General features: G+C 65.0%; 20 protein-coding genes and 1 pseudogene. 3 read left to right on the top strand and 18 right to left on the bottom strand.

The features are described from left to right. Positions 1 to 165 precede the first annotated feature (165 nt). On the top strand, positions 166 to 594 hold the full coding sequence (locus tag E5790_RS18955) for a PAS sensor domain-containing protein (RefSeq protein ID WP_005409905.1): 429 nt from the start codon (positions 166 to 168) through the stop codon (positions 592 to 594). Then, complete coding sequence (locus E5790_RS18950) at positions 591 to 2,120, top strand: sulfite reductase flavoprotein subunit alpha (RefSeq protein ID WP_049439457.1); 1,530 nt, start codon at positions 591 to 593, stop codon at positions 2,118 to 2,120. The genes E5790_RS18955 and E5790_RS18950 overlap by 4 nt, the downstream gene beginning before the upstream one ends. A gap of 93 nt (positions 2,121 to 2,213) precedes the next feature. Here the strand turns inward: E5790_RS18950 and E5790_RS18945 are convergent, their stop codons facing one another. From E5790_RS18945 to moaA, 11 genes are all read right to left on the bottom strand, one after another. Continuing rightward, the gene (locus tag E5790_RS18945; RefSeq protein WP_111205426.1) at positions 2,214 to 2,882 is read right to left on the bottom strand and encodes an ATP-binding cassette domain-containing protein; all 669 of its coding nucleotides are present in this window, start codon (positions 2,880 to 2,882) and stop codon (positions 2,214 to 2,216) included. Continuing rightward, positions 2,872 to 3,555, bottom strand: coding sequence for a molybdate ABC transporter permease subunit (gene modB, locus E5790_RS18940; protein ID WP_049439453.1), 684 nt, complete (start codon positions 3,553 to 3,555; stop codon positions 2,872 to 2,874). The genes E5790_RS18945 and modB overlap by 11 nt, the downstream gene beginning before the upstream one ends. A gap of 3 nt (positions 3,556 to 3,558) precedes the next feature. Further along, entirely contained in the window at positions 3,559 to 4,302 is a 744-nt protein-coding gene (gene modA / locus E5790_RS18935; protein WP_049439451.1) for a molybdate ABC transporter substrate-binding protein, read from the bottom strand. An 18-nt stretch (positions 4,303 to 4,320) separates the two neighbouring features. Further along, the gene (locus tag E5790_RS18930; protein ID WP_046430997.1) at positions 4,321 to 5,097 is read right to left on the bottom strand and encodes a helix-turn-helix domain-containing protein; all 777 of its coding nucleotides are present in this window, start codon (positions 5,095 to 5,097) and stop codon (positions 4,321 to 4,323) included. Between the two features lie 68 nt (positions 5,098 to 5,165). Next, on the bottom strand, positions 5,166 to 5,531 hold the full coding sequence (locus E5790_RS18925; protein WP_014647390.1) for a hypothetical protein: 366 nt from the start codon (positions 5,529 to 5,531) through the stop codon (positions 5,166 to 5,168). Next, positions 5,528 to 6,094, bottom strand: coding sequence for a molybdenum cofactor guanylyltransferase (locus E5790_RS18920; protein ID WP_075075753.1), 567 nt, complete (start codon positions 6,092 to 6,094; stop codon positions 5,528 to 5,530). The genes E5790_RS18925 and E5790_RS18920 overlap by 4 nt, the downstream gene beginning before the upstream one ends. After that, positions 6,060 to 6,560: a molybdenum cofactor biosynthesis protein MoaE gene (locus E5790_RS18915; RefSeq protein WP_046431002.1), complete on the bottom strand. Its 501-nt coding sequence runs from the start codon at positions 6,558 to 6,560 to the stop codon at positions 6,060 to 6,062. The genes E5790_RS18920 and E5790_RS18915 overlap by 35 nt, the downstream gene beginning before the upstream one ends. Positions 6,561 to 6,563: 3 nt before the next feature. Next, complete coding sequence (locus E5790_RS18910) at positions 6,564 to 6,824, bottom strand: MoaD/ThiS family protein (protein ID WP_005409914.1); 261 nt, start codon at positions 6,822 to 6,824, stop codon at positions 6,564 to 6,566. After that, positions 6,824 to 8,077 carry a gephyrin-like molybdotransferase Glp gene (gene glp, locus E5790_RS18905; protein ID WP_049439443.1) on the bottom strand — a complete coding sequence of 418 codons (1,254 nt, stop codon included), beginning with the start codon at positions 8,075 to 8,077 and terminating at the stop codon, positions 6,824 to 6,826. The genes E5790_RS18910 and glp overlap by 1 nt, the downstream gene beginning before the upstream one ends. Continuing rightward, on the bottom strand, positions 8,077 to 9,072 hold the full coding sequence (gene moaCB, locus E5790_RS18900) for a bifunctional molybdenum cofactor biosynthesis protein MoaC/MoaB (protein ID WP_049439441.1): 996 nt from the start codon (positions 9,070 to 9,072) through the stop codon (positions 8,077 to 8,079). Before moaCB ends, glp begins: the two co-directional genes overlap by 1 nt. A gap of 8 nt (positions 9,073 to 9,080) precedes the next feature. After that, positions 9,081 to 10,061, bottom strand: coding sequence for a GTP 3',8-cyclase MoaA (moaA, locus tag E5790_RS18895; RefSeq protein ID WP_111205425.1), 981 nt, complete (start codon positions 10,059 to 10,061; stop codon positions 9,081 to 9,083). A 564-nt stretch (positions 10,062 to 10,625) separates the two neighbouring features. On the opposite strand from moaA, the gene E5790_RS18890 reads away from it, so the two are divergent. Then, positions 10,626 to 11,000 (top strand): hypothetical protein, encoded by a 375-nt coding sequence (locus tag E5790_RS18890; protein ID WP_069116526.1) that lies wholly within the window; start codon positions 10,626 to 10,628, stop codon positions 10,998 to 11,000. A gap of 19 nt (positions 11,001 to 11,019) precedes the next feature. Here E5790_RS18890 and E5790_RS18885 read toward each other — a convergent pair whose 3' ends face one another. From E5790_RS18885 to E5790_RS18855, 7 genes and pseudogenes are all read right to left on the bottom strand, one after another. Next, positions 11,020 to 11,373, bottom strand: coding sequence for a hypothetical protein (locus E5790_RS18885; protein WP_229653705.1), 354 nt, complete (start codon positions 11,371 to 11,373; stop codon positions 11,020 to 11,022). A gap of 277 nt (positions 11,374 to 11,650) precedes the next feature. Then, the gene (locus E5790_RS18880) at positions 11,651 to 12,037 is read right to left on the bottom strand and encodes a hypothetical protein (protein WP_111205423.1); all 387 of its coding nucleotides are present in this window, start codon (positions 12,035 to 12,037) and stop codon (positions 11,651 to 11,653) included. A gap of 98 nt (positions 12,038 to 12,135) precedes the next feature. Beyond that, positions 12,136 to 12,513, bottom strand: coding sequence for a hypothetical protein (locus E5790_RS18875; protein WP_049439435.1), 378 nt, complete (start codon positions 12,511 to 12,513; stop codon positions 12,136 to 12,138). Between the two features lie 461 nt (positions 12,514 to 12,974). Then, positions 12,975 to 13,298 (bottom strand): hypothetical protein, encoded by a 324-nt coding sequence (locus tag E5790_RS18870; protein WP_126412432.1) that lies wholly within the window; start codon positions 13,296 to 13,298, stop codon positions 12,975 to 12,977. Between the two features lie 318 nt (positions 13,299 to 13,616). Further along, a complete protein-coding gene (locus E5790_RS18865) occupies positions 13,617 to 14,057 on the bottom strand; it encodes a hypothetical protein (protein WP_136191783.1) in 441 nt (146 codons plus the stop codon). A 175-nt stretch (positions 14,058 to 14,232) separates the two neighbouring features. Then, positions 14,233 to 15,195 (bottom strand): annotated as a pseudogene (locus tag E5790_RS18860) (RHS repeat protein); the annotation flags it as partial. Continuing rightward, on the bottom strand, positions 15,183 to 15,518 hold the full coding sequence (locus E5790_RS18855) for a hypothetical protein (protein ID WP_049439430.1): 336 nt from the start codon (positions 15,516 to 15,518) through the stop codon (positions 15,183 to 15,185). The pseudogene E5790_RS18860 and the gene E5790_RS18855, both read right to left, overlap by 13 nt. Positions 15,519 to 15,771 lie beyond the last annotated feature (253 nt).

Raw genomic sequence — 15,771 nt, 5'->3', positions numbered from 1 at the left:
GAGCCGAGCATGGGCTCGGCTCTACAGGGATTCTTCCTGCGACACCCGGTCGCAGGCCATCGAGCGACGCGCTTGACCAATGTCAAACCGCCCGCCGCCGCGCGGGCGTATTTCTATGCAGGACCCGAACACGCCGGCACTGCCGGCATCCACAAGGACCCTGCGATGAGCTACACCCCCGACAACGCCCAGCTGCTGAACGCCATGCAGAACGTCATGGTGATCTCCACCACCGACCTGCAGGGCAACATCACCTACGCCAATGACCTGTTCTGCACGCTCACCGGCTTCGCCCGCGAGGAACTGATCGGCCAGCCGCACAGCATCGTGCGCCACCCGGACGTGCCCAAGGCCGTCTACAAGGACATGTGGGACACCATCAAGGCCGGCAAGACCTGGACCGGCATCGTGCCCAACCTTGGCAAAGGCGGCGTGCTCTACGTGGTCGACACCACCGTGCAGCCGCTGTTCGACGCCGACGGCAACATCACCTCGTACATCAGCATCCGCCGCGTGGTGAACGACCTGATGCAGAACTACGACCTGGTCGAGTTCAGCAAGGAAAAGTTCGACGACTTCTACGAGGCCGCGTGAACGCTCTCCCGACCAGTACGCCCTTCAGCCGCCTGCTGGTGGGTTTTGCGTCCGAGTCGGGCAACGCCCGCGCCCTGGCCCAGCGCCTGGGCGCGGGCCTGCAGCTGCACGGGCCGCAGGTACTCCCGTTCAACGACATCGACGTGGCCAGTCTCGGCCAAGGCGATGTGCTGCTGGCAATCTCCAGCTCGTTCGGCGATGGCGAACCGCCGGCCAATGGCGAGCAGTTCTTCGAAACACTGCGCCAGACCCCGACGCTGCGCGGCCTGCGCTATGCGGTGTTCGGCCTTGGTGACACCGGCTACCCGAGCTTCTGCGGCTTCACCAAGGCGCTGGATGCTGCATTGAGCGAGCGCCAGGCCCAGCCGCTGCTGCAGCGGGTGGACGCCGATCTGGGCTACGAGCAGTTCTTCCAGCAATGGCAGCCGGTGCTGGGCCAGGTGCTGGAGGGTGACCTCAGCGCTGGCCAGCACCTGCACCTGCAGGTCACCGCCTATGGCGAAGACAATGCCTTTGCCGCGCGCATCCTCGAACGCCGCCGCTTGAACAGCAGCGACCCGGCCGCGTGGCACCTGCAACTGGACATTGCCGGCAGTGGCATGGCCTATCGCGCGGGCGACACCCTGCACGTAGTACCCGAGAACGATCCTGCCCTGCTGCAGGCGTTGGCCACCTGGTACGGCGACACCGCCGCCGTGGCCGCCCTGCACGACCGCGAGCTGCGCCTGCTGAGCAAGGGCGTGCTGCGCGAACTGGCCCGGCTGGGCGGTAGTGAGGCACTGAAGGGCCTGCTGAAGGTCAGCCAGAAGCGCGAGCTGGACGCCTACCTGCACGGCCTGGACCTGCTGGACGTGCTGCAGGACCACGCCACGCCGGACAGCGTGCCGCTTGCCCGGCTACGCGAACTGCTGTCACCGCGGCTGCCGCGCGCCTATTCGATCGCCTCGCACCCGTGCGACGACCAGCTGAGCCTGTGCCTGCGCGAAGTGCGCTACACCCTGCGCGGCCGCGAACGCTTCGGCACTGCCACCGGCAGCCTCCTGCATGGAGGCGACCATGCCCGTGTGTACTGCCGCTCCAACCCCGGCTTCCACCTGCCCGATACCGGCGAGGCACCGCTGCTGCTGGTCGGTACCGGTACTGGCATCGCACCCTTGATGGGCCTGCTGCAGGAACTGCAGGCCAAGGCCTGCGAACGCGAAGTGCACCTGGTGTTTGGCGAGAAGCACCGCCAGCACGACTACCTGTACCGTGACCAGCTGCTGGACTGGCGTACGCGTGGCGTGCTGGCCGGCCTGCATACCGCGTTCTCGCGCGATGGCGCCGAAAAGATCTATGTGCAGCATGTGCTGCAGCAGCGCGGCGATGAAGTGCGCGATGTGCTGGCCCGCGGTGGGCATCTGTACCTGTGCGGCAACAAGCGCCACCTGGAAAGCGCGGTGCGCGAGGCCATCGATGCCATCGGCGGCGAAGGCCACTGGGACACGCTGCGCAATGAGGGCCGCACGCACTGTGAATTGTACTGATCCGTTGATCCTGTAGAGCCGAGCCCACGCTCGGCTGCTGTTGGCGTTGTCGCGCAGAGCAGCCGAGCATGGGCTCGGCTCTACAGGTGCAGGTCAACCGTCGACCATGCGGCCATCCACCACGCGCGCCACCTGCTGGCCGAACATGGCCACATCCTGCGGGTCATGGCTGATCAACAGCAGCGGAATGCCGGTCCTGTCCAGCACGGTCTCCAGCTCCTGGCGCAGATGATGGCGAAGATCATGGTCCAGCGCGGAAAACGGTTCATCCAGCAGCAGCGCCTGCGGCTGTGTCACCAGCGCGCGCGCCAGCGCGGTACGCTGGCGCTGTCCGCCGGAAATCTGTGATGGCAGCAGATCGCCCACCGCGTCGATGCGGAAGGCGTGCAACCACTGTTCCACCGCGTCGAAGCGCTGGCCGATCCGCGGATTCAGCCATCCCTTCTGCAGCCCGAACGCCACGTTCTGGCGCACGCTCAGGTGCGGGAACAACGCGTAATCCTGGAACACGTAGCCCAGCCGACGGCGCTGGGGTGGCAGGTCCACGCCGGTGGCCGTATCGAACAGGGTCTGCCCCTGCAGGCGCACATGGCCCTGGCCTGGCCGCAGCAGTCCGGCCACCGCCTTCAGGGTCAAGCTCTTGCCGGCGCCGGAGGGTCCGAACAGCACCACCTGCCGCTGCGTGCACTGCAGCGATACGTCCAACACGAAATCCTGGCCGGCCGCCTGCAGGCGACGCTGCACCTGCAGGTCAAGCCACATCACGCAGCTCCCGGCGACGTCCGCCCACCAACCGCGCAGCCAGCAACAGGATCACGATGCACACCACCGAGGTCAGGATCACCAGCGCATTGGCCTTGCCGTCCTGACCGGCCTGCACCGCCTCGTAGATGGCGATCGACAACGTCTGCGTCCGGCCCGGAATGCTGCCGGCCACCATCAACGTCGCGCCGAATTCGCCCATCGCGCGTGCAAACGCCAGCAACAGGCCGGCAAGAATGCCGCGCCAGGCCAGCGGCAGCGTGACGCGGAAGAACACCGCCGCTTCGGACACACCCAGCGTCCGCGCGGCCTGCTCCAGCTGTCCGTCCACTTCCTCGAACGCCGCGCGTGCCGGCTTGAACACCAGCGGCAGCGAAGCCACCGCCGCCGCAATCACCGCAGCCTGCCAGGTGAACACCAGGTTGATGCCGAACCACGACTGCAGCCACGCGCCGATCGGGCCGTTGCGACCGATCAGCACCAGCAGGTAATACCCCAGCACCGTTGGTGGCAGCACCATCGGCAGGGTCAACAGCGAATCCAGCAGCTCACGGCCGGGAAAGCGCCGACGCGCCAGCAGCGCGCCCAGCGCCACGCCCAGCACCAGGTTGGCCGCGGTGGCCCAGCCGGCCACCTTCAGCGACAACCCCAATGCACTCCAGTCCAGATCCATGCGTCAGGGCTTGCCGAATCCGTGCCGGGCCAGGATCGCCTGGCCCTGCGCCGAACGCACAAAGGCGACAAACCGCTTGGCCTCTGCCGGCTGCGCGCTTGCCCTGGTCACCGCCAGCGGATAGGCGATGCGCCCGGACACCGGTACCGCGAAGGCACGGCGTACCCGGTCCGGCATCGCCTGCGCGTCGGTGGCATAGACGAAGCCGGCATCCACTTCACCGCGCGCCACGTAATCCAGCGACTGGCGCACGTTCTGCGTGGTGATGATCCGGCCCTGCACCGACGGCCACAGGCCGGCCGCTTCCAGCGCGCCCTTGGCATAGCGGCCGACCGGCACGCTGTCCGGGTTGCCCAGTGCGATGCGTTGCACGCCGGCACCGGCCAGGTCCTTCAAGCTGCGCGGCGCGGCCCTGGCCTGCGGCGGCGCCACCACCCACAGCGCGTTCACCGCGAACACCGCGCGGCTGCCGGCCGCCAGCAGGTCCTGCTGCTGGGCCTGGTCCATGGTGGCTTCATCGGCCGACGCGAACACATCCACCGGCGCGCCGCGGCTGATCTGCTGCAGCAGTACGCCAGAGGCGGCGAAGTTGAAATCGACCTTGGTTCCCGGGTGCGTCTTCTCATAGGCCGCACCCAGTTCGCGGAAGCTCTCGGTCAGGCTCGACGCCGCCGACACCGTCAGGTCGGCCGCCCAGGCCGGTACCGTGGCCAGCAGGCCCAGCCACAACAATGCCGCTCGCTTCATGCCCAGCCCCCTGCCTGATCAGTCCAGTCCGGCGTCCCGGGCTACGGCCAGTTCCGCCAGCCGGTCCGGGTCCAGCAACAGCATCTCACGTTGGTTCACCGCAATCACACCGTCGTCGCTCAAGCGGCGCAGTACCCGGCTCACCGTCTCCGGCGCCATCCGCAGGTAGTTGGCGATCTCGGTGCGGGCCATGCTCAGGTTGAAACGGGTGGCGGAGAATCCGCGCCGGGCATAGCGCTCGGAAAGATCCAGCAGGAACGCCGCCATGCGCTCCTCGGTGCGATGGTTGGCGGCCAGCGTGGCGACCTTGCCGATCTCGGCGCTGAGCAGGCTGAACAGCCGCGCCTGCAACCCCGGCATGCGCGTGGCCAGCAGGCTCAATCGCGGAAACGAGATCCGGCACAGGTAGACGGTGTCCAGGGCCACGGCGTTGCAAGGGAAGCGCGCGCCGTGGATGGCATTGAGCCCGATCACCTCGCCCGGCAGGCTGAAACCCAGCACCTGCTCGTTGCCCTGGCTGTCATCGACGAACGTCTTGACCATGCCGGCACGCACCGCGGCGATCGAGTCGAATGGATCGCCGGCACGGAACAGGTAGTCGCCGGCCTGGAACGGGCCGACGTGGTCGACCAGCACATGCAGTTCGCCCAGCGCGGTCTTGTCGTAGCCCTGCGACATGCAGGCGTCGGAGAACGCACAGGTGCTGCAGAAGTGCAGCGCGTCTCCGTCATCGGCTGCTGCCGGATTGGGCGTGGCCGGCCGGGACGCAGAGGGAGCGGAGGGGTTCAGAGGCATTGCAGCGAGGCAGGAACGAAGGCCCTCATCATACGACAGCGCACCGCCCGGCCCTGCGCAACGTGCGCCTACTCTGGCGCGGGTTCGGAACGCCGCTGGGGGCCACGCTGCCGCATGCTGTCGCGCACGTCCACGTCGAACTGCAGCTGCAGCATGCTGTCGTCATCCAACGCGATACCGAAGCCCAGCCCATCCCGGCAGGGCAGCCTGCCCGCCAGCGACTCAACGGCCTGGCGAGGCAGTACCAACCGGCAGAATGTCCCGCCATCGAGCAGCACCGCCTGATCGCCGGCATGCAGCGACAGCGCCACGCCCCAGCCACCGCTGCCACCAAAGCGCGTCAGGTTCTCCACTGATTCGCCCGCCAGCAATCCTGCCAGTTCTTCTTCATCCACGCGCAGGCGCATCGATTGCTGTTGCAGCTGGACCTTCATGCTGTGATGGACTCCCATTCCGACGGGGTGTTGCAGTTGAGCAGCAACGCCTGATCCTCCGGCGCCAGTGGCATCCGTGTCACGCCCAGGCGTTCCTGCAGGGCGCGCAGTGAACGGCGCGCCGTCGGATCATCGATCAAGGCCTGCAGCACGCGGCGGCAATGATCATCGATCTGCAACCGCATCGGCAACGGTTCATCGTCGAATACCGTGCAGGCACGCCCTTGATCGGCCTGCAGCCGCTGCAACAGCGCGGGTGTCACCCGCGGCGTATCGACCGGCACCACCCAGGCGGGGCCGTCTGGCATCTGCATCGCCACACTGTAGAGGCCGCCCAGCGGGCCGCAGCGTGCGACCCGGTCCGGGATGCCACCAAAAGCTGGGTAGTCGCCGCTCACCCATACCCTCCCGGCGCCGGCCTGCAGCAGCAGGCCGCGCATGTGTTCCAGCAGCGTGCGGCCGTGCCAGGGCAGCAGCGCCTTGTCGCGGCCCATCCGACTGGACAGGCCGCCGGCCAGCACGATGCCATCAATGGGGATGTTCGTGATCGTGCGCATGGTCATGGCCGGGTTCGCCGTCCGCATGGCACAGGCTGCAACCCTCGCTCCACGCGCTGTCGCCGTCCTCGTAATGCTCCTGCTTCCAGATCGGGCACTGGTGCTTGACCACTTCAATCAACTGCCGGCAGGCGCGGAACGCCTCGTCACGGTGCGGGCTGCCGGCGGCCACCACCACCGCCACATCGCCGATGCCAAGCCGGCCCTTGGCATGCGCTACATACAGTTTCAGCTTCGGACCGAACGTGGCTTCGACCTCGGCGGCCAGGCGCTTGAATTCGTTCAGCACCAGCGGTTCGAACAGATCGTAGGTGATCCCGGTCACCCGCCGGCCCACGTTGACGTCGCGCACCTTGCCGATGAACACATCGATGCCGCCGAAGCCCGTATCGGAAACCGCCGCGATGCCCTCGGCCGGATCGATTGCCGCCTGCGCGCGGTCCACGACCTTGGCGATGATCGTCTCGCTCATCGCTCAGCCCCCGCTCACCGGCGGCAGGATCGCCACCCGGCCATCGTCGGGCAGCGCCTCGTGGTCGCGCAGCACGCGTTGCTGGTCGGCGAATGCCGAGTAATCCAGCAAGCCGGCACGGAAACCCGGCCAACGCAGCGGCAGCAGCTCGCGCAGCGCCTGGCGCAGATCGGCCACGGTGCCACCGGCTACATCCACGGCGATCTCGCGGCTGGCATCCAGATCGGAAAACGCACCGAACAATTGCAGATTCACCTGTCTCATCACGGCTCCTGGCTTGCCAGCTGCACAGGGTCCTGATGACCCCAGCCCTGCACGCGCACTGGCGTGCCGGCAGGGGCGAGACCGCCCTCGCCGTCCAGCACCACCCAGGCGTTGGCCTGCAGCATGGACATCAAACGGAACGACTCCTGCCCTGCCAGCACGCGCGCACTCAGGCGGCCCTGCGCGTCCACTTCCACCCGGGCCCGCGCATGGAAGCGCAGGCCCGGCGGCGTGCGCACGTCGGCCTGCAGCGGCAACATCAGCACCTGCTCCGGTGCCAGCCCCAGCAGGCGGCGCAGCACCGGCTCGACAAAGAAGCGCTGGCCCACCGCAGCGGAGACCGGGTTGCCCGGCAGGCCGAAATACAGCGCGCCATTGGGCAGCACCGCGAACAGCAACGGCTTGCCGGGGCGGATCGCCACCTTGTGGAACACGATGCGCGCACCCCGGCCGCGCAGCGCGTCGGGAATGAAATCGTAGCGGCCGGCCGACACCGCGCCGGTGCTGATCAACAGCTGCGCACCCGCGTCCAGTGCTTGATCCAGTACGGCATTGAAGGCGGCCACCTCATCGCCCACCGTGCCCTGCCAGACCACCTCGGCACCGGCGGCCTGCAGGCGGCCGACCAGGTACGGCCGGTTGCTGTCACGGATCTGCCCGGATTCCAGCGTCTGCGCCGCCTCGGTCACCAGCTCCTTGCCGGTGGCAATCACCGCCGCCTTCGGCCGTGCCACCACCGCCACCTGAGCCACGCCGATGGCATGCAGCAAGGTGCGCGCGTTGATGTCCAGCACCTGCCCGGACTGCAGCACGCGCTCGCCGTCGCTCACATCCTCGCCACGCAGGCGCACGTTCTGGCCCGGCTTCACCGATGCCTTCAGGGCGATGCGGGTCGGGCGTCCATCTTCGCTGGTGAGGATCTCGACGTTCTCGACCGGCACCACCGTATCCAGCCCGACCGGCATGCGCGCGCCGGTCATGATCTCCCAGGCGCCCTCGCCGCCGTCGGCACCGGCATCGCCGGCCGCCTGCCAGCCCTGCACCGCGAATTCGGTACCGGCCTCGAACGCCGTACCGTTGGCGCGCAGCGCGAAGCCGTCCATCGCCGAATTGTCGAACGGCGGCAGCGACTGCGCGCTGTGGATGTCACGGGCCAGGGTACGGCCGCCGGCCTCATGCAGCGGCAGGCGCTCGGCCGGCAGCGGCGTGGCCGCGTCCAGCAGGTGCTGCAAGGCCTCGCTGTAGGCAATCATCAGTGGCCACCACCCTCGACCATCGCCAGGGCGTGGCCCAGCACCGGCGCCAGGATGTCCAGGCACTGTGCCGCCGCCTTGGGGCTGCCCGGCAATGCAAACACCAGCATGTTGCCCAGCTGCACCACCTCGGCGCGGCTCAGCCAGGCCATCGGCGTGTGCTGCGCACTCAGGGCCCGCACCATCTGCGCCAGGCCATGCACCGGCCGCGCATTCAAGGAACGCAGCGCCTCCGGGGTCAGGTCACGCGGGCCCAGCCCGGTACCCCCGGTACACAGGCACAGGCGCACGCCCTCGGCAGCCAACGCCTGCAGGCGGCCCGCCAACGGCTCGATGCCATCGGGCAGCACTTCGGCGGCCACCACCTCGCCCCCCAGCTTCTTCAGCCCGATCACCAGGGTCGGGCCAGAGGCATCCTCATAGGTGCCTTCGCTGGCGCGATCGCTCAGCGTGATCACCGCGCAGGCCGCGCCTTCCAGGCCCTTCGGCGCACGCGGCTTGAACCGCTCACGCTCGGCCTCGTCCATGCCGTCCGGGTGCAGCCAGACACCGCGCTTGCCGCCCTCCTTGAACAGCAGGCGGATGCCTTCGATGCGCAACGCCGGCTCCACCGGCTTGCTCAGGTCGTACAGGGTCAGCAGCGCCGCGTTGACGCCGGCCAGTGCCTCCATCTCCACGCCGGTGCGCGCCTCGCTGGCGCACTCGCACCACACGCGGATCGCCTGCCGTTCCGGTACCGGCGCGCAGAACACCTGCACCAGTTCCAGCGGCAGCGGGTGGCACAGCGGCATCAGCATCGAGGCCATCTTGGCGCCCTGCAGGCCGGCAATCTCGGCCATCACCAGCGCATCGCCCTTGGGCAGGCGGCGCTCGACAATCAGCGGATAGGCCACTGGACCGGCATGCAGCTCGCCCACCGCCACCGCACGGCGGCGGCTGATGCGCTTGTTGCGGACATCGGCCATGTGGAAGGCCGCGTTCAATTCCCCACTCATCGTGTTGCTCATCCTCCGATGGAGGCCAGGTGCGGGGTCAGCCCGGTCTGGCCCTGGTGCAGTCCATGCCCGGCCGCTTTCAGGCCAAGCTGGGTGGTGATGCGTGCCAGCAGCGCGTCGTGGTCCTCATCGCGCTGCAGCAGCGGACGCAGCGGCACGCCGAACTCGCCAAACAGGCACAGCCGCAAGTCGCCCTTGGCGGTCACCCGCAGGCGGTTGCAGCCCTTGCAGAAGTCACGCGAATATGGGGCGATGATGCCGATGCTGCCGCGATGGTCGGGGTGGCCGAACTCGCGCGCCGGGCCAGCATCGGCCGCGCGCGGACGCTCGTGCCAGCCCGCGGCCAGCAGCTGCTCGACCACCACGTCGGCGCGCAGGTGGTAGCGCTGGAAATAGGCTTCGTTGTCGCCGGTGCGCATCAGCTCGATGAAGCGCACGCTGAAGGGGCGGTCACGCAGGTAGTCCATCCACTGCGGCAGCTCGTCGTCGTTCAGGCCCCGCAGCAGTACCGCGTTGAGCTTGATCGCCGGCAGGCCCAACGCCTGCGCCAGGGCCAGGCCCTGCTGGATCTCCGGCAGGCGGTCGTGCCCGGTGATGGTGTGGAAACGCTCGCGTTGCAGGCTGTCCATGCTCACGTTCAGCGCGGTCAGGCCGGCCCGGTGCCAGCCCGGCAGGCGCCGCGGCAGCAGCGTGCCATTGGTGGTGATGGCCACCTTGCGGATGCCCGGCACCGCCGCCACGGTGGCGATGATCTCGTCCAGATCCTTGCGCAGGCTGGGCTCGCCACCGGTCAGGCGGATCTTGCTCATCCCCAGCGCCGCAAAGGCCCGCACCAAGCGGCCGATCTCCTCCACCTGCAGGAAACGCGGGTGGCCATCGGCCTGGTACCCGTCGGGCAGGCAGTAGCTGCACCGGAAGTTGCAGGCTTCGGTGAGCGACAAGCGCAGGTACGGAAAGCTGCGTCCGAAGCTGTCGGTGAGTTGGCTCATGGCTGTTCCGCCTCCTGGTACCACCCTGCAGCCCTGCCCCTGAACGGGTTGTCGACCCCAGCCCGCAGAGTGCGCTGGGGCGTTGAAAGCGTCAACCCGGGAGGCACGCAGCCTGAATTGGTACCGCCTGTCGCGATAGGCCCTCCCCGCCCGGCCCGTTCGCCGTGACAACCTCGACACCTGTCGCAGATTGCACGTTGCGGGCGGATCACTACGCCAGCCAGCACCGGCGGGGCTTAACAGCGTAGGACAATGTCAAAAGCGTCTCCAATCGAGTGATGTTTGCAACTCTTCTGATTGGCATTGCACAGCGCCAGGGGCTCAGATGGCGTGCCACCGGAAAAGGGTGGCCGGGCTTCGAATCCCGTGTTGGCCTTGAGTAAGTGCGCTTGCCAGCCGGCGTCACCATGCGTGGCGCCGGCTGGCAATCCGTCTGCCGGCTATGGCGGGCGGTGCGTTGGGGGCGTTCGCGCCCGCCGGCTTGAGGCCAACCCGGATTCGAACCACGTACCGCCCGCCACCTTTCGGGTGGCGGCTACCGATTGCCCTGCACGGAGCCTTGCCATGAACGAATCGGACCTCCCGCATCTGCACGCCTACCGCAGCACCGCCGGCGACGACGGTTCGCCTCCGGCTGCGCCAACAGTGGACAGGAACACCTTCATTGCCAATCTCCACCGCATCGGCTCCGGTGCGGCGGCCGACGGACAACCCTGGCCGGAGCGTCACCAGCTGCCCGGCCGCTGCCTCGCCCTCGCCGATGCCGATTGCGCTCTGAACGGGTTGCGGGTGGTGCTGGAAATGCTGCTGGCAGCCGAACGCACCCGGCAGAACGGCGAACCCGGGCAGTACGTGGGCGACCGGGTGATGGAAGGATTGGTCATGGCCTGCCAGTCGTTGTGCGCGCAGGCGGTGGGGCGGTTGCAGCCCGAAGGGTGAATGCCATGCGCAACGCCCTTCAGCGAGAATCGCCTCCCGACCGACACGCCGTCGGCGCAGCGCCCTTGTCCGGGGGAACTGCGTGTACATTCCAGCGATCTGCCAAAGCGCGTTCGACGCGGACAGAAAATGACCGTGCCTCGGCGGGCATCTTCCCTTCAGAAAAGCCGATAGCTATCTCGAAGCGATCCAATCCGAGATTCCCCGCCTCCAGTCCAGAGCCATCTTCCCGCTTCACTCCGACGTAGACGACGGGGCGCTTCACGTCCACCTTTGCCCTGGCAAGCTGGCGATCCAATTCAGCGCTGCCATCAAAGAACTGCATTCCTTCGTCCTTGGCAATAGAGCTGAGGGTCTGCTTGAACCGCTTCAAGCCGTCTTGGTCATGCACGCAGAACTGGAGCATCTTGAAGGGCCGCTTTCCTAGAGCCCATGCGCCGCCAGAGAATCCAAGTCCGACTCCAATCAGAAGTAGTGCTGTCAGGATCCTCACCATCATCAAGGCCCCAATATGCAAGGTGTGGCGGCCAACGCCGCCGCAGAGTCAAAAATCATGACCCCAAGCACATCTCCGCTCGGTCTTCTCAGGCCGCTTCCCCTGAATGAGGGAGACCTTGTCGGGCGTGAGGAATCTGGGCACGGAATGTCCTTCAGGGCACTGCACCCGCCATCGGCAGATGCTCGATCCGCCATGTCCTGGCGTAGATAAGAATTACGCTTCCGGTCGAGGTGGTCTCGATACGGAAACACTTCAGGCCGGACAACGGATAGCCGACCGCCTTCCAACGATCAAGAAGATGAGCAAGCCCCGGCTCGTCGTCCTCGACCCTGGCGAACTCTATTCCCTCCTCCCCCAGTACGCCGAAGTTCATGAGCGCCGAGCACCCGTAGGCTTCCGAGAAGCAGACGGTTGCCTGCCGGCCGTCCGGCCAGCGCACGTGGACCTTTACCTCGTCGCATACGCCAGGTTTGCTCCTATCAATGTTGATGGCCAGCAACGTGGCGTCACACCATTCGAGCGCGTTGAAATCTTTCATCTACTGGAATTCCCCAAACCCATACAACAGAACGACCGAATCACCGCCGCCATCATTGCTGCGGCGTGTACGGGGAATTTCTTCAGCCTCGCAACGCCCTACTTCACGCAAGACGACTTCAACGCGTGCCTAGCCTGTGCTGATCCAACATTGGCCGACACCAGTTGATCGACGAGTTGACAAGAGATTCTCTGTTCCCCGTGCATAGGGACGACAAACAGATCCCCATTGTCCCTCGTTGTGTCCAACGCAACCCAAACCCTCGCTTGCGCGTCTACAGAGAACCCGGCGAGCAGATGCCCGCCCCCTTCTTCATAGATCAGGTCGCCAACCGGCTGGCGTCTGTACTCCAGCTCGGCGCTTTGCAAAGCGGCATAAACCGGCTTCTCGCCCAGCTCACCTCGTTGGAGTTTGCGAAATGAAAACAGCGCCGCACCTGTGAGAAGGATGAAGAGCAACACGTAAATGAATCTCATGGACTAGATTCCCGATCAGAGCTCTGGGATGCGCGAGGACGATCGCCGGTCACCGCTCCTGAAGCTCCCCAAGATTGAGATCCCGGGCATATGACCGCCGACTACTGATCTGTACTTCTTTGGATGCGAACCTCCGGCCATCCCTGCATTCGACGGCGAATTGGTAGCTTCTGGGTTCCGGCCCTGCAACGACCATCATGGGGACCGAGAATGTGCTTCCAACCGGTTTCGACGAAACTACACCTTCGTCCTCCCCGAGCATACTCAGCTCACAATCTAGAGCGCGAACGTCACCCTGACCTGGCGGCACGCTTCCCGAGACGCGCACGATCATATCGCACAGCCGGCCAGAACCAGACCGGCAACGACAGCGGCGGCATACCTCACCTTCGGCATCCCCGAATTCTCAGTACGCACTGCGACGTCTACGCCGATAGCCATTCAGGGATGCATCAATCTCATCAATAGATACCCGCCATGATACGAATGTAGTCGTCGAGCGAATCCACCCGCCGATCGACTGCAATACCACGCTTTTTTGCGAGCGATTGAAGCTCGAATATCAACACCCCATACCCCGAGTCCCAGCCATGAGCTTCACCAGGCGACAGTTCCTTCGAAAATCGATCTCCAGGACGGAGCCTCCCGGAGGGCAAACGAAGCTCGTCTGCAACATGCTCCAGCAGCTCCACTACGGTTTCCTGATCCAGACCACTCTCCGCATAGTATTGGTCATAGAAGCCAGTTGGCGACAGCACGCCTCTTTCTCTCAGGCATTCTTTCATGTCCATTCGCCTCCATCCACCACCTGCGCTGCAGCCACAATAGACCATGGAGCCGATATCCCATAGGTCCTCCCGCACAGTCGTCACCGCGGCCCAGCAATCTTCCTGCCGAACGCCTGGGTGCTTGAAGCTTGCCGGACCATCCGATCTTCTTACACGGCCCTCCCATTCGTGAACACGGACAAGTGGCAAGGTCGATTTGACACATACCCGAACCCACACGACGCTCGGCCGGAAAGTGCCGAATCAGGCACCGGGAAAGGAGATCGCCACGTGCCACTCACGCATTTCGCTTACTAGGTGAGACCGCCCAGCCACCTATAACTTTATTCCGCTGTAAACAAGGCCCAGCTCTTCATCGCGCATGACCCAGCGGCCAGCATTTCCCTCCGGACACAGATAGAACTTGCCGCCATAGCTTGACGCTCGCGACCACGCGTTGCGGGCAAACGGAGGAAATCTCCGCATGACTCGCGCGTCGGACATCTCCAGCCTGCTCACCAGCCTACATTCTTCGGGCAAAGCAAGAACCCCGCTGGTCAGGCGGAAAACCAGCCACGATTCATTTGTGTCCATGTCGTGCGACTCGCGTATGTTGACTGCGTCCTCAGGCAACCATGAAGGCAACCATTTCGATTCACCGATTGCTTGTCTTGAGACGGCTTGATTGCGGTCTGCATACTCGGTGCTGGCAACTTCCATGCAACCAGAAAGTGCGATTGACAGCGTCACGATTTGGAGCAGCTTGGAAGCGTACATCTGAGGCATCCGAGTCATCAGCAAGGGAAGTTTCCACCGGGTCGACAGCTCCCGCACATCTGCGAGCAACTCCGCGTACGGCTCATTTGTCCAGATGATCGTCCGAGGCGGTTTGCCAGCTGATCCGCAGCGAAGTCAGCGGCGGAGTCGCCCTTGATGTTTTGATCGAACCACTATAGTTGTAAAACAACCCGCTCGCATCCGTGGCCTGCTGGCCCGGGAAGCGCAGCGCCAGTTCGAAGGCCACACCATCGCCGTCCGGATCGGCACTTGGGATCTGGTTGCCGAACACTTCGCTCTTGTTGTTCCACTCCCAGATCGACACATTCCGTACCGGATCGATCACCACGCGCGGCGTACCCAGATGATCCGGCTGCACGTAGGCCAGTGCCGGCACGCCGGTAACCGGCACAGTGAGCAGCGCCACCGGATAGTTGTCCAACCAGATGGCCTGCTGCTGCGCCTGGCCCGTGGCCGAGTAGTTGCCCAGCCACTGCCCTGCTTCGTCATACAGGGTGATCTGAGCAGCGCCACCAGCCGGGGTGCGCAGCACGCGCTCGCCGCGGTGGTTGTAACCGTAGCTCTCCAGTGTGGCGTTGCCCTGCTTCACCGTGTTCATGCGATTGGCATCGCTGTAGGTGAACGTCTTGATGCCGATGCTGGTGGTATTGCCCGCTGCGTCATGGGTACGCGACTCGCCATCCACAGCAGTCAGGCGATGGCTGGTTGCGGGATAGGTGTAGCTGGCAGTGCCCGCCGAAGTGGTCAGCGCGGTGCGATTGCCGGTGGCGTCATACGCATAGGTTTCAATCGGCGTGCCGGTCGCGCCGTCCTGGGTCTGGGTCAGGCGACCCAGCGCGTCGTAGGCGTACTTGGCCAGCACCGTCGAGCCTGTGCCGTTCTTCAGCTCGGTGATCGAACCGACCGGATCATAGCCGTAGCCCAGCGACAGGCCACCGGCGGCCGGGTCATGCACCGCCTGCGGGCGGCAATCCAGATCCAACGGACGCTACAGCTGGCGGCCGTTGCCGTAGGTCCAACCGATCACCTATTGCTCGGAACATCCTCAGTCCGGGCGCCTCCTTGGATAGCTAAGGAGCGAGGGCGGAAACGTTTAGGCTCTTACTAGCCCGCAGCGGACGCCCTCCTGGGACGAAGGCTAATAACTGGCGAGAAGTCGACTTTCCATACATCCAACTCAAAAAGATCTCCATAATTGTCCAGTGAAAGTGTCACTATAACTTCAACCCCATCCGTGTCGACAAAGGTTTTGCTGGCCAGCTCCTTTCCAAGCAAACGGTCGAGCTTGCTTGATTTGAACAGCAGGCTCCCCATCCCGCCATCATCCATCTCCTCAACTTCAATCGCCGCAAGTGAATCAGCAGTGATGCCCGGAAAATCCACACCTTGAAGCATCAATTTCACTAATGATTTTTCAGATTCCGATAAATGCCTGTACATGCATCAATTCCTGGGCGGAGTAATTCTACTTACATTAATGCTTCCATCAGGAAACTTATGGGAGCTGTATTCAATTTTAACACCGTCGACCGTCACAGAGCCAGAATATGTTCCAGAGGGGTGATTCGCCCCGATTCGCTCAATATCGGCGGCAATCGCCGCCTTCACACTAACGCTATCCATCCCAGCCTTTTCGACGTGCCGGAAGGCGTGATAAACCTGATTGTCCACTCGGCCAAATGTGAGCAGTATC

Origin of the sequence: Stenotrophomonas sp. PAMC25021, assembly GCF_004795795.1 — a bacterium.
GTDB classification, from domain to species: domain Bacteria; phylum Pseudomonadota; class Gammaproteobacteria; order Xanthomonadales; family Xanthomonadaceae; genus Stenotrophomonas; species Stenotrophomonas muris.
Note: the sequence above shows the minus strand (reverse complement) of the source record. Positions and strands in the feature narration are given on the sequence as shown.

Bases quoted from the DNA above. Each gene is read 5' to 3' on its own strand.
- E5790_RS18955 (WP_005409905.1), top strand. From the start codon at position 166: ATGAGCTACACCCCCGACAACGCCCAGCTGCTGAACGCCATGCAGAAC.
- E5790_RS18945 (WP_111205426.1), bottom strand. From the start codon at position 2,882: ATGTGGCTTGACCTGCAGGTGCAGCGTCGCCTGCAGGCGGCCGGCCAG.
- modB (WP_049439453.1), bottom strand. From the start codon at position 3,555: ATGGATCTGGACTGGAGTGCATTGGGGTTGTCGCTGAAGGTGGCCGGC.
- modA (WP_049439451.1), bottom strand. From the start codon at position 4,302: ATGAAGCGAGCGGCATTGTTGTGGCTGGGCCTGCTGGCCACGGTACCG.
- E5790_RS18930 (WP_046430997.1), bottom strand. From the start codon at position 5,097: ATGCCTCTGAACCCCTCCGCTCCCTCTGCGTCCCGGCCGGCCACGCCC.
- E5790_RS18925 (WP_014647390.1), bottom strand. From the start codon at position 5,531: ATGAAGGTCCAGCTGCAACAGCAATCGATGCGCCTGCGCGTGGATGAA.
- E5790_RS18920 (WP_075075753.1), bottom strand. From the start codon at position 6,094: ATGACCATGCGCACGATCACGAACATCCCCATTGATGGCATCGTGCTG.
- E5790_RS18915 (WP_046431002.1), bottom strand. From the start codon at position 6,560: ATGAGCGAGACGATCATCGCCAAGGTCGTGGACCGCGCGCAGGCGGCA.
- E5790_RS18910 (WP_005409914.1), bottom strand. From the start codon at position 6,824: ATGAGACAGGTGAATCTGCAATTGTTCGGTGCGTTTTCCGATCTGGAT.
- glp (WP_049439443.1), bottom strand. From the start codon at position 8,077: ATGATTGCCTACAGCGAGGCCTTGCAGCACCTGCTGGACGCGGCCACG.
- moaCB (WP_049439441.1), bottom strand. From the start codon at position 9,072: ATGAGTGGGGAATTGAACGCGGCCTTCCACATGGCCGATGTCCGCAAC.
- moaA (WP_111205425.1), bottom strand. From the start codon at position 10,061: ATGAGCCAACTCACCGACAGCTTCGGACGCAGCTTTCCGTACCTGCGC.
- E5790_RS18890 (WP_069116526.1), top strand. From the start codon at position 10,626: ATGAACGAATCGGACCTCCCGCATCTGCACGCCTACCGCAGCACCGCC.
- E5790_RS18880 (WP_111205423.1), bottom strand. From the start codon at position 12,037: ATGAAAGATTTCAACGCGCTCGAATGGTGTGACGCCACGTTGCTGGCC.
- E5790_RS18875 (WP_049439435.1), bottom strand. From the start codon at position 12,513: ATGAGATTCATTTACGTGTTGCTCTTCATCCTTCTCACAGGTGCGGCG.
- E5790_RS18870 (WP_126412432.1), bottom strand. From the start codon at position 13,298: ATGAAAGAATGCCTGAGAGAAAGAGGCGTGCTGTCGCCAACTGGCTTC.
- E5790_RS18865 (WP_136191783.1), bottom strand. From the start codon at position 14,057: ATGTACGCTTCCAAGCTGCTCCAAATCGTGACGCTGTCAATCGCACTT.
- E5790_RS18855 (WP_049439430.1), bottom strand. From the start codon at position 15,518: ATGTACAGGCATTTATCGGAATCTGAAAAATCATTAGTGAAATTGATG.